Source organism: Paenibacillus sp. LHD-117, from assembly GCF_030929555.1.
Lineage (GTDB): Bacteria > Bacillota > Bacilli > Paenibacillales > Paenibacillaceae > Pristimantibacillus.
The window spans coordinates 66,709-81,196 of record NZ_JAVFVT010000020.1 but is presented as its reverse complement, the minus strand read 5'-3'; the positions used below and the strand labels follow the sequence as shown (position 1 = coordinate 81,196).

Sequence of the window (14,488 nt, the reverse complement as noted above, 5' to 3'; positions counted from 1 at the left end):
TCATGATGCGTCTAGGGAGGAGGGAGTCGGAATATGGCGAACGATCAACATACTGAGTTAGATACCGAACAGAAGCTGGATCAGGTCAAGGATAGTCTGATTGAACAAGGGAAAAAGAGATCCTCTTTGACGTATAAAGAAATTATGGAGAAATTGTCTCCCTTTGATCAGGATCCCGAACAAATCGATGAATTTTTCGAACAGCTCGACGACTTGGGAATCGAGGTGCTGAACGAAAACGACGAAGTACATCCACTTGGCGCTACGAACGAAGAGCAGGAGCGCGACGGAGACGACTTCAACTTCGACGACGATCTGGCTCTGCCTCCGGGAATCAAAATCAACGATCCCGTCAGAATGTATTTGAAGGAAATCGGGCGGGTGCCGTTGTTGTCCGCGGACGATGAGATCGAGCTTGCGATTCGGATCGAGAACGGAGACGAAGAAGCGAAGCGCCGTCTGGCGGAAGCGAATCTGCGTCTCGTCGTCAGCATCGCCAAACGGTATGTCGGCCGCGGGATGCTGTTCCTTGACCTGATTCAGGAAGGGAACATGGGTCTTATTAAAGCGGTCGAGAAGTTCGATCACCAGAAGGGATTCAAATTCAGTACGTACGCAACGTGGTGGATTCGCCAAGCGATTACCCGCGCCATCGCGGACCAGGCGCGCACCATTCGTATTCCGGTGCACATGGTGGAAACGATCAATAAGCTGATTCGGGTATCCCGTCAGCTGCTGCAAGAATTGGGGCGCGAACCGACGCCTGAAGAAATTGCGGTGGAGATGGAGCTTAGCACGGAGAAGGTACGCGAGATCATGAAGATCGCTCAAGAGCCCGTATCGCTCGAGACGCCAATCGGCGAAGAGGATGATTCGCATCTTGGCGACTTTATCGAGGACCAAGAGGCGCTTGCTCCCGCGGATGCTGCAGCTTACGAACTGCTGAAGGAACAGCTGGAAGACGTGCTTGATACGTTAACCGAACGTGAGGAGAACGTGCTTCGCCTTCGTTTCGGTCTTGATGACGGACGTACGAGAACGCTTGAAGAGGTCGGCAAGGTATTCGGCGTGACGCGCGAGCGTATCAGGCAGATTGAAGCCAAAGCGCTTCGCAAGCTTCGCCACCCAAGCCGCAGCAAACGGCTCAAAGATTTTCTTGAATAACGCTTTATCCGATAATGACCTTTCTGCTGCTGCAGCGAGGTCATTTTTCCATCCTGATTCGAATATCGCCGAGAGGACGAGTCGATTTCATGAACGATGAACGAAAGGCTACGATTATTAGAGAGATCGATCATTGGAGAAGAAGCAAACTTCTTCCTGACCAATATTGCGATTTCTTGCTGAATCTCTATGCGGATCCCGACGATCATGCGGAGAACTCCAGACATGCTTCGGGAGCCGTCGTTGGCAAAGCGGTTGCGGCCGTGCAGAACGCTACGGGCAAGCAGTGGCTCCTTACATTTGGAACATTTACCTTAATTTCGTTCGTTGTGCTTTATTTTAGCCGTTTTCATCCCGCATTGCAAATCGCCGTCGTGCTTATCGCCGTTATCGCTTTTCTTCGGACGGGCATGAAGCTAAAACGCCGAAATGAAGCTGCATCGCTTACGTTTACCAGCATCGGCATGCTGGTGCTGCTCGGCGGCGGGCTGCATATGCTGGAGCTGCACGGGCTTACGGATTGGGGTTATCGAAGCGGATTATTAGGCGGATGCGCGTTGTTCTGGGTGGTTTACGGCATTCGGGCGAAGATCCATTCGCTTCATCTTTGCGGTTGGTTAGTCATGCTGCTCCTGTACGGATGGTTATTGTCAAGATTCACGGATACGACGCAATGGTTTGAAGTCCAATTATTCTGGATACCGCTTGCCATCCTGTTCGGTTGGAGCAGCTGGTTTTTCCATCGCTGGACGAAGCCGGTATCTGCCGTATTGTTCGTCACTTGCGCTCTGGCATGGTTCATGCCGGAGCTATATACGGCTGTTGTTCTGAAATATACGGTATGGCTGCAATTGCAGCTGTTAGTCAAAATCGCGATCGGCGGAGGACTTCTCTTCGCCTTGCGCAAACAATGGATGGTGTGGGTAGCCTAATGATCAAATTATCAAGACGTCTGCAGCGAATAGCCGATTACGTAACGGAAGGCGCCAGAGTGGCCGATATCGGCTCCGACCATGCGCTTCTGCCGGTTTATTTGCTTCAGATTGGGAAGTGTCCGTCCGCCATCGCCGGCGAGCTGAACGCGGGGCCGTTGCAGGCGGCAAAAAAACAAGCGGCCGACGCCGGTCTGAAAAGCCGGATATCGGCTCGTCAGGGCAACGGACTCGCCGTATTGGAGCCGGGCGAAGCCGATACGGTAACGATAGCTGGGATGGGCGGCAGCTTAATGAGCGCGATTTTGGAAGAAGGGCATGCAAGCGGCAAGCTGGTTGGCGTAAAGGAGCTGGTGCTTCAGCCGAACGTCGGCGAAGACGAAGTACGCGAATGGCTGCTTGAGAAAGGCTGGTTTTTGGCTGCGGAAAGCATCTTGGAGGAAGACGGCAAGATATACGAAGTGCTGCATGCAGTGAACGATCCGAATGCCGCAAGCCAGAATCAATCGATCTATAACGGGGATTTCCTTGGGTTGGCGTATGAGAAGGAGCTCCTTCATCGCGTGCTTCTTCGCATGGGCCCGTATTTGCTACGCGAATCGAGTCCGGTACTGACGTTGAAGTGGAAATCCGAAATCAAGAAGCTGGAGCGGATCATCGCCCAAATGTCCGGATCCGAGCTCGCCGAATCGGCCGCCAAAGCCGAACAGTTCCGAAAGGAAATCGGCATAATCGAGGAGGTGCTGCAATGTTTGCAAACGGGCATACGGTAGTCCAGATCATAGAGCGGCTAGCGCCCAAACATTACGCGGTTGAAAACGACAAGATCGGTCTTCAATTAGGCACGCTGAACAAACCGATATGCAAAATTTTGATCGCGCTTGACGTTACGGAAGAGGTCACGGATGAAGCGATTGCTGCAGGCGTCGATCTGATTATCGCGCATCATGCCATCATCTATCGTCCGTTAGCGAAGCTCGACACGTCGACTCCCGCGGGCAAGCTGTACGAGAAGTTAATCAAACACGATGTAGCCGTCTATATATCGCATACCAACCTCGACGTTGCGGACGGGGGCATTAACGATTGGTTGGCGGATCAAATAGGGATAGCCGCGGAAGACCGACAATGTTTGGAAGAAGTGCATACCGATAAACTATACAAGCTTGCCGTTTATGTGCCGGAAAGCCATCACGAAGCTGTATTGGAAGCCATTCTGAGAACAGGCGCCGGGCATATCGGCAATTACAGCCATTGCAGCTTCAACACGAAAGGGACGGGAACCTTCATGCCTGGCGAAGGAGCGAACCCGTTCAAGGGCGCGCAAGGAAGGCTGGAGCGGGCGGACGAGGTTCGGATCGAAACGGTCGTGCCGTATAGTCTTGAGCGCAAGACGGTTGCCGCCATGCTGAAGGCTCATCCCTACGAAGAGGTCGCTTACGATCTTTATCCAATGGATCTGAAGGGAAGATCGTTTGGGCTTGGCCGTTCAGGGAAGCTGGAACGGGAATCGACGCTCGGAGAGCTGGCTGTTAGACTCAAGGAAGCATTCGACGTGCCGATGCTGCGAGTTGTAGGACCGCTCGACAAGCCGATTCGCAAAGCTGCCGTATTAGGCGGCTCAGGCGGCCGTTACGTGCGCCACGCGAAGTTTGCCGGGGCCGATGTGCTGATTACAGGCGATATCGATTACCATACAGCTCATGACGCCCTTGCCGCGGGGATGACAATCATCGACGCGGGTCATAACATCGAGAAAGTAATGAAGAGCAAGTTGGCCGATTGGCTTGCGAATGAGCTTGCGCAGGCTAAGTACGCGACCGAAGTGGCGGCTTCCAGGCTGAATACGGAGCCGTTTACGTTCTTGTAAGCGCCGGCGTCCGTCTTTGGCAGAGATCCCCTCAATCGGCAACGATCTCGGGGTTGAGCTTTGGGAGCAAACCTTGTATACTTAGTTCTGCAACGGAAAGTTTGACAGACAATCGCTGGCAGCCTTGTTGCTGCGAGAGGAAAGTCCGGGCTCCACAGGGCAGGATGCTGGATAACGTCCAGTCAGCGCGAGCTGAAGGATAGTGCCACAGAAATGGACCGCCGATGGCCGGCTTAGCCGGCACAGGCAAGGATGGAACCGTGGTGTAAGAGACCACGAGGAGCGCAGGTGACTACGTTCCTGGTAAACCCCATCTGGAGCAAGACCGAGAGGACGCGGCAGCTTCGCGCTGCAGCCTTAGCCCGAGGCGCGTCCGGGTTGGTTGCTGGAGCCGTGCAGCAATGTACGGCCTAGATAGATGATTGTCGCTTCATAGTGGGAGGGTCGTTCCCGTTCGCACCACCAGAAGTACAGAACCCGGCTTACGGCAAACTTTCCGCAACGAATTTATCAAACCATTCCAACATCAAACAAGCAGCTGCTCCTTCACGGGAGCAGCTTTTGTCGTTTGTAAGGAGGAATTTATTCTTCGGCTTGCGCAAGCCGCCGTTTCACTTTCTGCGGAAAGTTCTGCAGCGTTCCGCCGTAGCCTGTAGCGGCATTCAGCGCCTTGTTCACATCGATCTCGCCGTAGCCGAAGTAGATATCCTTGCCGTCCGTGCCCAAATCGCGTGCGGACACACGCATGATTTCCATCACTTCCTCGTTCGACAAATCCGGGTTGACCGATCGAATCAAGCCAGCAAGCGCAGCGACATGCGGACTTGCCATGGATGTGCCTGACAAAGCGGCATATTGGCTGCCTGGATATGTGCTCGCGATACTATCGCCCGGGGCGGCAACGTCGATGTAATCGCCGTAGTTCGAGAACGAGGCTTTTTCTTTGTTATTATTCGTTGCGGCGACCGCGAACACTTCCGGATAAGCAGCCGGATATCCCGGCCGTTCCGTATTGTCGTTCCCGCTTGCGGCGATGAGGACGACATCCCGTTCGTATGCGTATTTAATGGCGTCATGCAGGAAATCGGCTTGAGCATAGTTGCCGAGGCTCATGTTAATGACCTTGGCGCCATGGTCGACCGCCCAGATGATGCCTTGCGCGACGGAATACGTGGATCCCGCGCCGCTGCTGTCGAGTACCTTGATGGGCATAATTTTGTTATACCAAGAAACGCCCGCGACACCTTCGCCATTATTGACGGACGCACCGATAATGCCGGCGACATGGGTGCCATGACCGACATCGTCATCGGGAGCGGAATTATTGCTGACGATGTTGGTTCCTTCAATGAGCTTGTCTTTCAAATCGGGGTGGTTGCTCTGAACGCCCGTGTCGAGCACCGCGATTATGACACCTTCATCCCCCTTGGATACGGTCCAGCCCTTCTCCGTCTCGATCGAGGGCAAATTCCATTGATATTGCGAATAAAGCGCGTCGTTCGGTACGATGGTGGCGTTATCCGCCGTTTCATTCGTGAGATAGAGGTAATGCGGCTCGGTGTATTCGGTTTTCCAATTTGCTTTGAAATAGTTCATTAATCCTTCGGTTTCCATCGATCGGGAACGGAAAACGTAAGTATCTCCGATTTGCTGAATCGACTCCGCATTGACGTCGCGTTTGATTTTTTCCAAGTCCGATCCCGTCGGTCGGTTCACGAAATGTACGACGACATCACGAATATGGTAATGACTCGCATTGCCGTTATCTTCGCCGTTCCTGACCGTTATGTCTCTGGTCGAATTCGGTGCTACGGATTCGATCCGGTAATTGCCCTCGGCGGGATATGGGATAAGCCGCAAATTTCGTTTTTGATGAAGCTCGACCTGACCCACGATATCTTGTTTGAGAATGCCGATCACGCCGCTCCCTCGTTCTTGCGCGTCTGGTACGCCCAGCACAACGAATCTGCTGCCGTTTTTTCCGGTAAACGATTTTGATTCGTAGCCGTTTCCTTCTTTCAGCTTGGCTGCGGCTTCGCTCAAATAGGTTTTGGCCGCTCCGTTCGCGGATTCGGGAACCGTGCCTCGATGAATCGACTTGCTTCCCGACATCCAGTTAATGTAGCTAAAATGCGAATGCTCCTTCATTAGAGCGGCAATGCCGTCGGAAGCGGCGCTGGAAGAATGTCCGCTCGCTTTGAGGATGTGCCGGAAGTCCTTGGCGGATTCCGATGTCATGAGCAAGGCAGTGGCATCCATATCATGCTGCAGCTCGGTAAGCTTAAGCTTCTGTTCCTTGCTGGAGGAGAACGGAATCGACTTCGGCGCCTCGCGCGACGGGCCGGAGCGTGGAGCGAATAACGGCGTTGCCGGTATAAGCAGGGCGGCAACGGCAAGAATGGTGAAAGCGGCGATCCATGATTTTCGCATTTCGATGCCTCCGTATGATGGATTGATTCGTTAATAACTTCTCTTTAGACTCCGACCGCGAACAGTAAATTATGCGACAGAATCGCGAAACGCCAGTACCGTTTCAATGGAATTTGTGGTACGATGTTGATGTTTATAGTTTTTTTGAAATATAAGAAGGTATGAGCTTGCTTTGTACTGGGCTTATATTTCGCCGTGAAACGTTAGCTTTTGCTTGCCGCCAGCGGACAGCGATAGCCGTTTACACTTGTTTGGAATAGGAAAGGGGATCTACCACCATGCCATCGACGAATGTTAAAGCGTTAACTGAAACCTCGCGCGAGAAACTTAAAGAAGCAGTTGCCCAGCTGGAGCCGTTCTTGAACAATCACGCCCTCGCGGGCCTTGTCGGGGAAGACGGAGGAGAGGGCGCCGAATTATTTTACAAAGGACTGTTGTCCGATCTGCGTCATTTATTGGTTTATTCTGAGGTCGCGGTCGAGAAGCTGGGAGTTTTGCTCAGAAGGCCTAATTTCGATACCGAGCACGGAGAGCGCGTTTTGTACGAGGTGTACCATCATTGCGTGAACGCGTTTTTCTATCCGAAAAACGAATGTTATTCCGAAGACGGCCGTTATGCTTACACGGGCCAAGACGCCATCCGTTTCCGGTACAAGCCGGTTCGCGATGCTCGCGACGTCGTTCTCGGCGTATCCAAGGTGTACGAAGAACTTCGCGACGACCTGTCTTATTATGAGAGCGATTATATGACGCAACGCCGTATGCAAGGGCAAAAATAAGGCAAGAATGAATCGCCTCCGCTTGAGGGACAATGATAGCGGAGGTGATTTTTTTATGCCGAAAGGCGTAAGTTGCAGCGTAGCCAATTGCAGTTTCTGGAAGGAAGGCAATAATTGCGGAGCAGCCGAAATCATGATCGATATCGACCAGCATGCCAAAGCTTCATTCAATGAAGAATTCGCCGGCGACGAGCTGGGATTGTATCACCAGGACCAAGCCGAGCAATCCGCGGCTACTTGCTGTCACACCTTTAAACCGAAGGAGTGAACGATTGATGGACGATCAGGTGAAACGAGACGATGATATTTACAATAACCATGAACTGAAGACAGGCTCGGATGCCCCTGCATTCGCTCCGACGAATGTCGGTACGCCGACGAACCTGCCTAACGCAGGAGCCTTTAACGAAGAAATGGGAGCTGACTTCGCTTATGGCATGCCTGCGGCGGCCGATCATCGACCGGCGAGCGGAATGGCCGCGATGGATGCCGATACGGAGAGCAGCGGAACGGCGCTGGGCTGGGTGGCGCTCGTCTTCGCAATCGCGTCATGGTTCATATGGCCGGTGCTGATCGGGGCTACGGCCGCGGTTCTCGGATTTATCGCATATCGCCGAGGGGCTAGAGGGCTCGGAGGCTGGGCGATGGGAATCGGCTTGGTTGCATTGGCACTAAATTTAATTATTGTTCCCTTTTATTACGCTTTAACGTAATCGTTCGCCTCCAGGGCTGCCGTTCGGCAGCCTTTTTTATTTGTTTGTTTGCTCCGCAAGGTTCATGCTTTCCGCAAAGTCCAGGACGCTTCCAATTGACAGGCGATACAGCTATGATAAAATAGAGAACCTATTCGTAAAGCAACTGGGAAACAATGGTGCGGAGGAGGACATTTTGGTGGTAATCGACATCCAGAATATTTCGTGGGAACGCGGGGACGAAACCATTCTTAGCGGCATGAACTGGCAAGTGAAACGCGGGGAGCATTGGTGTTTGCTCGGATTAAACGGTTCCGGCAAGACGACGCTGCTTAACATGATCAACGGTTATATTTGGCCGACGACGGGCAAGATCAGTGTCCTTGGCCATGCGTTCGGTGAATACGATTTGAGAGAGCTTCGCAAAAGGATCGGATGGGTCAGCACTTCCTTGCAGCAGAAGCTGTACGGGAGCGGCGAAGCTCTGCAGATCGTCTTGAGCGGCAAACATTCGACCATAGGCGTTTACGACGAGCTCCAGGAGAGCGATCTCGACCGAGCGCGATCGCTGATGCAATCGCTAGGGTGCGAGAGATTGATGAATCGCGCGTACCAAACCTTGTCCCAAGGCGAACGTCAACGCGTACTCATCGCCAGGGCTTTAATGAATAATCCGGAATTGCTAATTCTGGACGAGCCGTGTACGGGCCTAGATATTTTCGCCAGAGAGCAGCTGCTTTCCATGATCGGAACGATCGCCGGAGAAGAGAATCCGCCTACATTGATTTACGTTACGCATCACGTGGAAGAAATATTGCCTTGCTTCGGACATTCGCTGCTCATTAAGCAAGGCAAGGTGTTCGCAGCCGATCGTACGGAGGAGCTCATGTCGCCTGAGCGCATGTCCGAGTTTCTGGATGTTCCGGTTCATATTGAGCGTATGAACGGGCGTTATTGGCTATCGGTCAAGTCGACATGACGGAGATGCTGGACGAGCAACCGCTTGCCGTCAAGCGCCGGTCGGCGTTCGCATGGATGAAGCGTCGTTATCAAGAAAGACTATCGAAGGATAACCGTCTTACGAACATCGCTGCCGGGAGCGTCGCATGGTTCGGTACCGCCGCGATGTCGGTTGCGGCCTTAGGGATGCCGACCGGATTCGGAGCATGGCCGGATCAGCTGCTATTTCTGGCGGCGAACGGCCTTGCCATGCTGCTGGCGGGATATGGCTTAACGGTCTTATTCTCGTTTCTCGTCGTGCCGCTTCCGCGCAGGCTGCTGTCCGTAAGCTGCTATGTCGGCGGGCAAACTTATTTGATTATCTATTTCTCCGATCTTGGCATCGTGCCCTCCCTCATTATTGCCGGGGCCTATACGCTGACAGGCGTTATAACGGGTTTATGTTTGGGTCGGTTGCTTATAAGCCGGACATCTGCCGCGCGGAAAGCTGCGGTTGCCGGTCTGGTTGCGATCGGGGCAGCCTGCGCGATCATGTTATCGGGGTTCCCTCAGCCTGCCGTTCAGCCAGAGAGAGAAGCGCCGTCGGCGGATCCGGGAGACGAAGCAGCCGTGGCTGCCATACCGGCGGCGAAGATCAAGCTGGACGATCCCTCCATGCCAGGGTCTTATGAAGTCGTAACGTTCTCGTACGGCAGCGGCAAAGACAAACATCGCAAACGGTTCGGAGAAGATGCGGACATCGTTTCGGAAGAAGTTGACGCTTCGGGATACATAACAAGCTGGTCGAACCTCAAGACGGCATTTTGGGGGTTTGACGAGCATGACTTGCCTTTGAACGGCCGCGTTTGGTTGCCTGAAGGCGAGGGGAAGTTCCCGCTCGTCCTGATGGTTCATGGCAATCATTTGATGGAAGATTTTTCGGACGGGGGATATGGCTATTTGGGGGAACTGCTGGCGAGCAGAGGGATGATCGCCGTTTCGGTCGATTCGAATTTCCTTAATTATTCCGTCTGGTCCAGTCTGCCGAACGACGACATGAAGATGAGGGCGTGGCTGATGCTCAAACATCTGCAGTTCCTGCAAGGCCTTGATCAAAAAGCCGGGAACGCCTTTACGGGCAAAGTAGACTGGCAATCCGTCGCGCTGATCGGGCACTCCAGGGGCGGGCAAGCGGTAGCAATGGCCGCCGATGCGGGTCGTTGGTTCAAAAAGGACGATACCTTGGGCAGTCTGGAGTACCTTCGTATACGTTCCGTCATCGCGATCGCGCCGACGGACAAGCGGGTTGACGATAAGTCGGCGAGGCTGACGGATGTCAATTATTTGACGCTGCAAGGCGCCATGGATGCCGACGTCAATAATTTTTATGGAGACCGGCAATATAATAGAGTATCTTTCAATGGCGGAGAAGCGCTGTTCAAGGCTGAATTGTACCTTTCGAACGCCAACCATAGTCAATTTAATACCGAATGGGGCCGAATGGACGAGCGGCTTCCCGGCGGATTGTTTCTCAATTTGGATGGATTGATGAAGGCGGAGGATCAGCGGCAAATTGCCAAAACGTATATTAGCGCGTTCCTCGAAGCCACCCTTCACGGCCGGGAGCAATACGAAGCGTTGTTCCAGGATTATCGAAGCGGCAGCGATTGGCTGCCCGCTACGACACGCTACGTGAACCGTTACGAAAGCTCGGCCATGCTTGAGGTCGAGAATTACGAGCATGCGAATTCCCTCGTAAAGGAAACTTCGACTCGGCGAATGGAGGCGAAGAAGGAGGCTTCCAAGGACCGAGGCGGCAACGACCGGGGAACGGACGGCATGCTGCTCGAGTGGCAAGAGCCGGATGCGGCTATCACGCTTGCCCTTCGGCAGGATGCGAGCGACAGGTTGCGCGACTATGCGGGAGGAAGCTTGCTGTTCTCTCTCGCCAATTCCGAATGGAAGCTGCTTGAATCGGAGTCCGGTACCGGAACCAGCAAGCGATTGCCCCCCTTGCCGGATGTGGAGCTGATTCTAAACGATCGGTCGGGCGGGGTCTGGTCTCTCATGCTGAATGACGTCGCGCCGTTACAGCCGCCTTCTTATGCGTCGTTTATGTCTATGGGCTGGCTGGAGCGAAAGGCGAAGGATCGCAAGTACAAGGAGCCGGCGGAAGCCGTGTTCCAATCCTTTGTCATACCGATGGAGAGATTCAGGTCGGAGGACGGCGGCAGCGCGCATCTCTTGCCTGAGAATATTATATCCATAAGCTTTCATTTCCGGACCGCGCGCGGCCGGATCATGCTGGATGATATCGGGTTTATGAAACAAGGAGGCACTTATGTCGAATACCAATCATCACCCTGAGCAACATGCGGAACAGTCCCGCGTAAGTGATATGATCGCGATTATTGCGGGCAGAATCGAATCGCTCCGGGAACAAACAGGTGGCGTTCGCGGCGAGATCGTCGATATAAGGCGCAATTTCTGGGACGACGTCACGGTTAACTTCGAAGATTCCGCCGAGACCGCGGAAACTTACGCAAGCATGAAGCAGCAGGCAGAGCTCTTGTCGGAACGAGAGAGAAGCCATCGCCATTTGGAGCAGCAACTGTCAACCTTGATCAGACTGGCGCGTTCGCCTTACTTCGGACGAATCGATCTGGTCGAAGAAGGCGGGGACAAGGACGAAGCCGAAACGATCTACCTTGGCGTCGGCTCGCTGCTCGACGATTCCGGCGAACGGTATTTGATCTACGATTGGCGGGCGCCCGTATCGAGTCTCTATTACGATTACGGTCCAGGACCGGTGAGCTACGAAACGCCGGGCGGCTTCATTAAAGGCGAGATGACGCTGAAGCGTCAATTCGTCATCCGAGACGGCCGAATCCGCAGCATGTTCGATACGGGGGTCACGATCGGCGACGAGCTGCTCCAGGAAGTGCTCGGTCAGCAGTCGGACGCGCAGATGAAAAGCATCGTGGCCACGATTCAAAGCGAACAGAATAAAATTATCCGTAACGAAAAAGCGCGTCTGCTTATCGTTCAAGGAGCCGCGGGCAGCGGCAAAACTTCGGCCGCGCTGCAGCGCGTCGCTTATTTGCTGTACCGGTACCGAGGGACGCTGAATGCAGACCAAATCGTGTTGTTCTCGCCAAACCCGATGTTCAATAGCTATGTTTCGACTGTTCTGCCTGAATTGGGGGAACAGAACATGGCGCAGACGACTTACCAGCAATACTTGGCGCATCGGTTAAGCCGCGATTTCGAGCTGGAAGACCCGTTCACGCAAATGGAGTATACGTTGTCCGGCAACGACGACGAGGATTACGGGCATCGGCTCGCGGGCATCGCGTACAAATCCGGCGCGGCTTTTATGGAAATCATCGATTCGTATGCGGCATCGCTCGGGAATGCCGGTATCGCGTTCTCGCCGATCATGTTCAGAGGGCGGGCGCTCGTTACCCGGGAAACGATGGAACGACGATTTTACGAGCTGGACCGCACGGTGTCGATCCCGAACCGAATACGGATGCTGGCGGGATGGCTGCTCAAGGAGCTGACTGCCTTAGGGAAGAAGGAGAGGAAAAAACGCTGGGTCGATGAAGCCATCGAGCTGCTGGATCAGGAAACGTACGCGGGAGCCTATCACGAACTGCGGCGCAAAAACAAGTTCACGGAGCAATCCTTCTCGGATTTCGACTCCGAAAGAGATTATTTGGCCGGTCAAGTCGTGCAGGAAAAGTTCAAGAAGCTGCGCCGAAGAGTGAAGTCGCTAGCGTTCCTCGACGTGCCCGCGATCTACCGGTCGCTGTTCGGGCAAGACGGCGAAGGAGGATTAATTGCGCAGCATACGTCCGAGGGAGCCAGCCGATCATTGCGATTATTGCTGCCTTCCGGTTGGGACGGCATTCGCAAATTGACATTGAAGCAGCTGGAAGCGGGAGTCATGCCTTACGAGGATGCGACGCCTTACTTGTACTTAAAAGAAAAGCTGGAGGGCTTCCAAACGAATACGAGCGTGAAACACGTGTTCGTGGACGAGGCGCAGGACTATTCCGTCTTCCAATACCAATACTTGAAGCGGATATTCCCGAACGCCAAATTTACGGCGCTTGGGGATTGCAATCAAGCGATCTTCGCCCATTCGGGAACGGGAGACGGGTTCCAAGGACTAGCGTCCTTGTTCGAGCCGGGCGAAACCGAACGGATCACGCTCTTGCGGAGCTACCGCTCGACTCGGCAGATCGTCGAATTCACGAGTGTGATTATCGGCGCCGAAGACGAGATCGTGCCGTTCAACCGGAGCGGGGAGGAGCCTAGCATCTCTATTGTCCCGGACCTGCAGGCAGGTCTTGCGGTCATCAAGGAGAAGCTACTGGAATGGCGAGAGAGCGGATTCGCGTCATGTGCCGTTATTTGCAAGACTGCGGCAGAGAGCAAGGAGCTGTATTTAAGTCTGAAGCCTGACATTCCCGAGCTCGCCCTCGTGAACAAAGAGACGATGACCTTCGAGAAAGGGTTGATCGTCATCCCGTCTTACTTGGCCAAAGGGGTAGAATTCGATGCCGTTGTCATCGGCAACGCGTCCGAAGAGGTCTACCATAAGGAATCGGAACGCAAGCTGTTCTATACGGCCTGTACGAGGGCTATGCATGCGCTCCATCTGATCAGCGTCGGGATTCTAACCCCATTCCTGCCTATCTCCGAATCATCGTCCAAATCTCGTTAACGTCGACGCGAAGCTCCGCCGCAATGAGCTCCGCCGTCAGGCGCTGAGGTTTCTGGATCTTGCCGTTGCGAAGCTTGGATATCGTCTGCAGCGAAATGCCTGTCGCGGCGGACAGCTGGCCCGCGGACATATCCCGCTTCGCCATCCATATTTTCAACTTCACCGAAGCGTCCGCCGTATCGTACGAAGGGCGCAAATCCCAAATGACAAAAGCAAATTCTTTGAGCTTGCCGAAGCCGTCCATAATCGGCATATAGGTTATTTCAAGCTCGAGCTCAAGACCGCTAAGCTTGCTCGTATGCAGCTTAATACTTTGTTCGTTCGTATTTCCGGATGCGCCCTCCAGAATCGTCCGGATAAGCTCGTGGTCGGCATCTTCGACAAACGAGAGCAGCGACTCGTCTTCCAGCGCGCGGTCGGGCTCGAACATAAGCGTAGCCAGATTGTCCCTCAGGAAACGGATATGCATATGCTCGTCGACGATTCCACTGAGCAGCACGTTTCCGTTTTCCAATTGTTTGTCAATCCAATTGTAGGCCGTCAAATCCTCGAATATGGCGAACGCCCTGCTGAAACCTAACGGCTCATTGGACGGCAAAGGCACTTGCTCATACCGGATATGGAGCTCGCGCCCGGTCTGCGCGATCATCGTCATCTCGCTCTTCACAATCCTCTTGGATAACCCGGCTGGATAACGGAACGCGACATGCGGGCCATCCTTTGCGAGCAGCACGGTTTTGTCATAGCCGGTAAGCCGAAGGAACGCTTCGTTCGCGTCCAACACGCTAACCTCGCCATTGTTCTCCGCAATTAGCACCATCGGCTGGATGTGCAACTGAAATAATTGTTTGTAAACGGGCAAACGCCTTCCCTCGATTCGGTCCGAATTCATTTTTGAATAGACTTTTAGTATAAGGCAACGCCAAAGGAGTCACAAGTTGACGGAGACA

General features: G+C 53.7%; 12 protein-coding genes and 1 other RNA gene. 11 read left to right on the top strand and 2 right to left on the bottom strand.

What is annotated here, in order from left to right; genetic code table 11:
• Positions 1-33 precede the first annotated feature (33 nt).
• The 5 genes from rpoD to rnpB all read left to right on the top strand — a co-directional run bounded on the left by rpoD (position 34) and on the right by rnpB (position 4,466).
• Positions 34-1,164: an RNA polymerase sigma factor RpoD gene (gene rpoD, locus RB620_RS16875; protein ID WP_308096209.1), complete on the top strand. Its 1,131-nt coding sequence runs from the start codon at positions 34-36 to the stop codon at positions 1,162-1,164.
• Between the two features lie 89 nt (positions 1,165-1,253).
• Positions 1,254-2,096 carry a hypothetical protein gene (locus RB620_RS16870; protein ID WP_308096207.1) on the top strand — a complete coding sequence of 281 codons (843 nt, stop codon included), beginning with the start codon at positions 1,254-1,256 and terminating at the stop codon, positions 2,094-2,096.
• The gene (locus RB620_RS16865; protein ID WP_308096205.1) at positions 2,096-2,869 is read left to right on the top strand and encodes a tRNA (adenine(22)-N(1))-methyltransferase; all 774 of its coding nucleotides are present in this window, start codon (positions 2,096-2,098) and stop codon (positions 2,867-2,869) included. The genes RB620_RS16870 and RB620_RS16865 overlap by 1 nt, the downstream gene beginning before the upstream one ends.
• Complete coding sequence (locus tag RB620_RS16860; protein WP_308096204.1) at positions 2,845-3,966, top strand: Nif3-like dinuclear metal center hexameric protein; 1,122 nt, start codon at positions 2,845-2,847, stop codon at positions 3,964-3,966. The genes RB620_RS16865 and RB620_RS16860 overlap by 25 nt, the downstream gene beginning before the upstream one ends.
• Before the next feature lie 96 nt (positions 3,967-4,062).
• Positions 4,063-4,466, top strand: an RNA gene (gene rnpB, locus RB620_RS16855) — RNase P RNA component class A.
• A gap of 82 nt (positions 4,467-4,548) precedes the next feature.
• On the opposite strand, the gene RB620_RS16850 is transcribed toward rnpB, so the two are convergent.
• On the bottom strand, positions 4,549-6,396 hold the full coding sequence (locus RB620_RS16850) for a S8 family peptidase (RefSeq protein ID WP_308096202.1): 1,848 nt from the start codon (positions 6,394-6,396) through the stop codon (positions 4,549-4,551).
• Between the two features lie 278 nt (positions 6,397-6,674).
• Here RB620_RS16850 and RB620_RS16845 point away from each other — a divergent pair, with 278 nt between their 5' ends.
• From RB620_RS16845 to helD, 6 genes are all read left to right on the top strand, one after another.
• Positions 6,675-7,175, top strand: coding sequence for a YpuI family protein (locus tag RB620_RS16845; protein ID WP_308096200.1), 501 nt, complete (start codon positions 6,675-6,677; stop codon positions 7,173-7,175).
• A gap of 55 nt (positions 7,176-7,230) precedes the next feature.
• Positions 7,231-7,443 carry a DUF1540 domain-containing protein gene (locus RB620_RS16840; protein ID WP_308096199.1) on the top strand — a complete coding sequence of 71 codons (213 nt, stop codon included), beginning with the start codon at positions 7,231-7,233 and terminating at the stop codon, positions 7,441-7,443.
• A gap of 7 nt (positions 7,444-7,450) precedes the next feature.
• Positions 7,451-7,888, top strand: coding sequence for a DUF4190 domain-containing protein (locus RB620_RS16835; RefSeq protein ID WP_308096197.1), 438 nt, complete (start codon positions 7,451-7,453; stop codon positions 7,886-7,888).
• 178 nt (positions 7,889-8,066) lie between these two features.
• Positions 8,067-8,846 (top strand): ABC transporter ATP-binding protein, encoded by a 780-nt coding sequence (locus RB620_RS16830; RefSeq protein ID WP_308096196.1) that lies wholly within the window; start codon positions 8,067-8,069, stop codon positions 8,844-8,846.
• Positions 8,822-11,173, top strand: coding sequence for an alpha/beta hydrolase (locus RB620_RS16825; protein ID WP_308096194.1), 2,352 nt, complete (start codon positions 8,822-8,824; stop codon positions 11,171-11,173). The genes RB620_RS16830 and RB620_RS16825 overlap by 25 nt, the downstream gene beginning before the upstream one ends.
• Positions 11,148-13,538 carry an RNA polymerase recycling motor HelD gene (gene helD, locus RB620_RS16820; protein WP_308096192.1) on the top strand — a complete coding sequence of 797 codons (2,391 nt, stop codon included), beginning with the start codon at positions 11,148-11,150 and terminating at the stop codon, positions 13,536-13,538. The genes RB620_RS16825 and helD overlap by 26 nt, the downstream gene beginning before the upstream one ends.
• Here helD and RB620_RS16815 read toward each other — a convergent pair.
• On the bottom strand, positions 13,507-14,400 hold the full coding sequence (locus RB620_RS16815; RefSeq protein ID WP_308096191.1) for a helix-turn-helix transcriptional regulator: 894 nt from the start codon (positions 14,398-14,400) through the stop codon (positions 13,507-13,509). The two genes, helD and RB620_RS16815, sit on opposite strands and share 32 nt — an antisense overlap.
• Positions 14,401-14,488: the final 88 nt, after the last annotated feature.

Bases quoted from the DNA above. Each gene is read 5' to 3' on its own strand.
- RB620_RS16860 (WP_308096204.1), top strand. From the start codon at position 2,845: ATGTTTGCAAACGGGCATACGGTAGTCCAGATCATAGAGCGGCTAGCG.
- RB620_RS16870 (WP_308096207.1), top strand. From the start codon at position 1,254: ATGAACGATGAACGAAAGGCTACGATTATTAGAGAGATCGATCATTGG.
- rpoD (WP_308096209.1), top strand. From the start codon at position 34: ATGGCGAACGATCAACATACTGAGTTAGATACCGAACAGAAGCTGGAT.
- helD (WP_308096192.1), top strand. From the start codon at position 11,148: ATGTCGAATACCAATCATCACCCTGAGCAACATGCGGAACAGTCCCGC.
- RB620_RS16845 (WP_308096200.1), top strand. From the start codon at position 6,675: ATGCCATCGACGAATGTTAAAGCGTTAACTGAAACCTCGCGCGAGAAA.
- RB620_RS16840 (WP_308096199.1), top strand. From the start codon at position 7,231: ATGCCGAAAGGCGTAAGTTGCAGCGTAGCCAATTGCAGTTTCTGGAAG.
- RB620_RS16835 (WP_308096197.1), top strand. From the start codon at position 7,451: ATGGACGATCAGGTGAAACGAGACGATGATATTTACAATAACCATGAA.
- RB620_RS16865 (WP_308096205.1), top strand. From the start codon at position 2,096: ATGATCAAATTATCAAGACGTCTGCAGCGAATAGCCGATTACGTAACG.
- RB620_RS16850 (WP_308096202.1), bottom strand. From the start codon at position 6,396: ATGCGAAAATCATGGATCGCCGCTTTCACCATTCTTGCCGTTGCCGCC.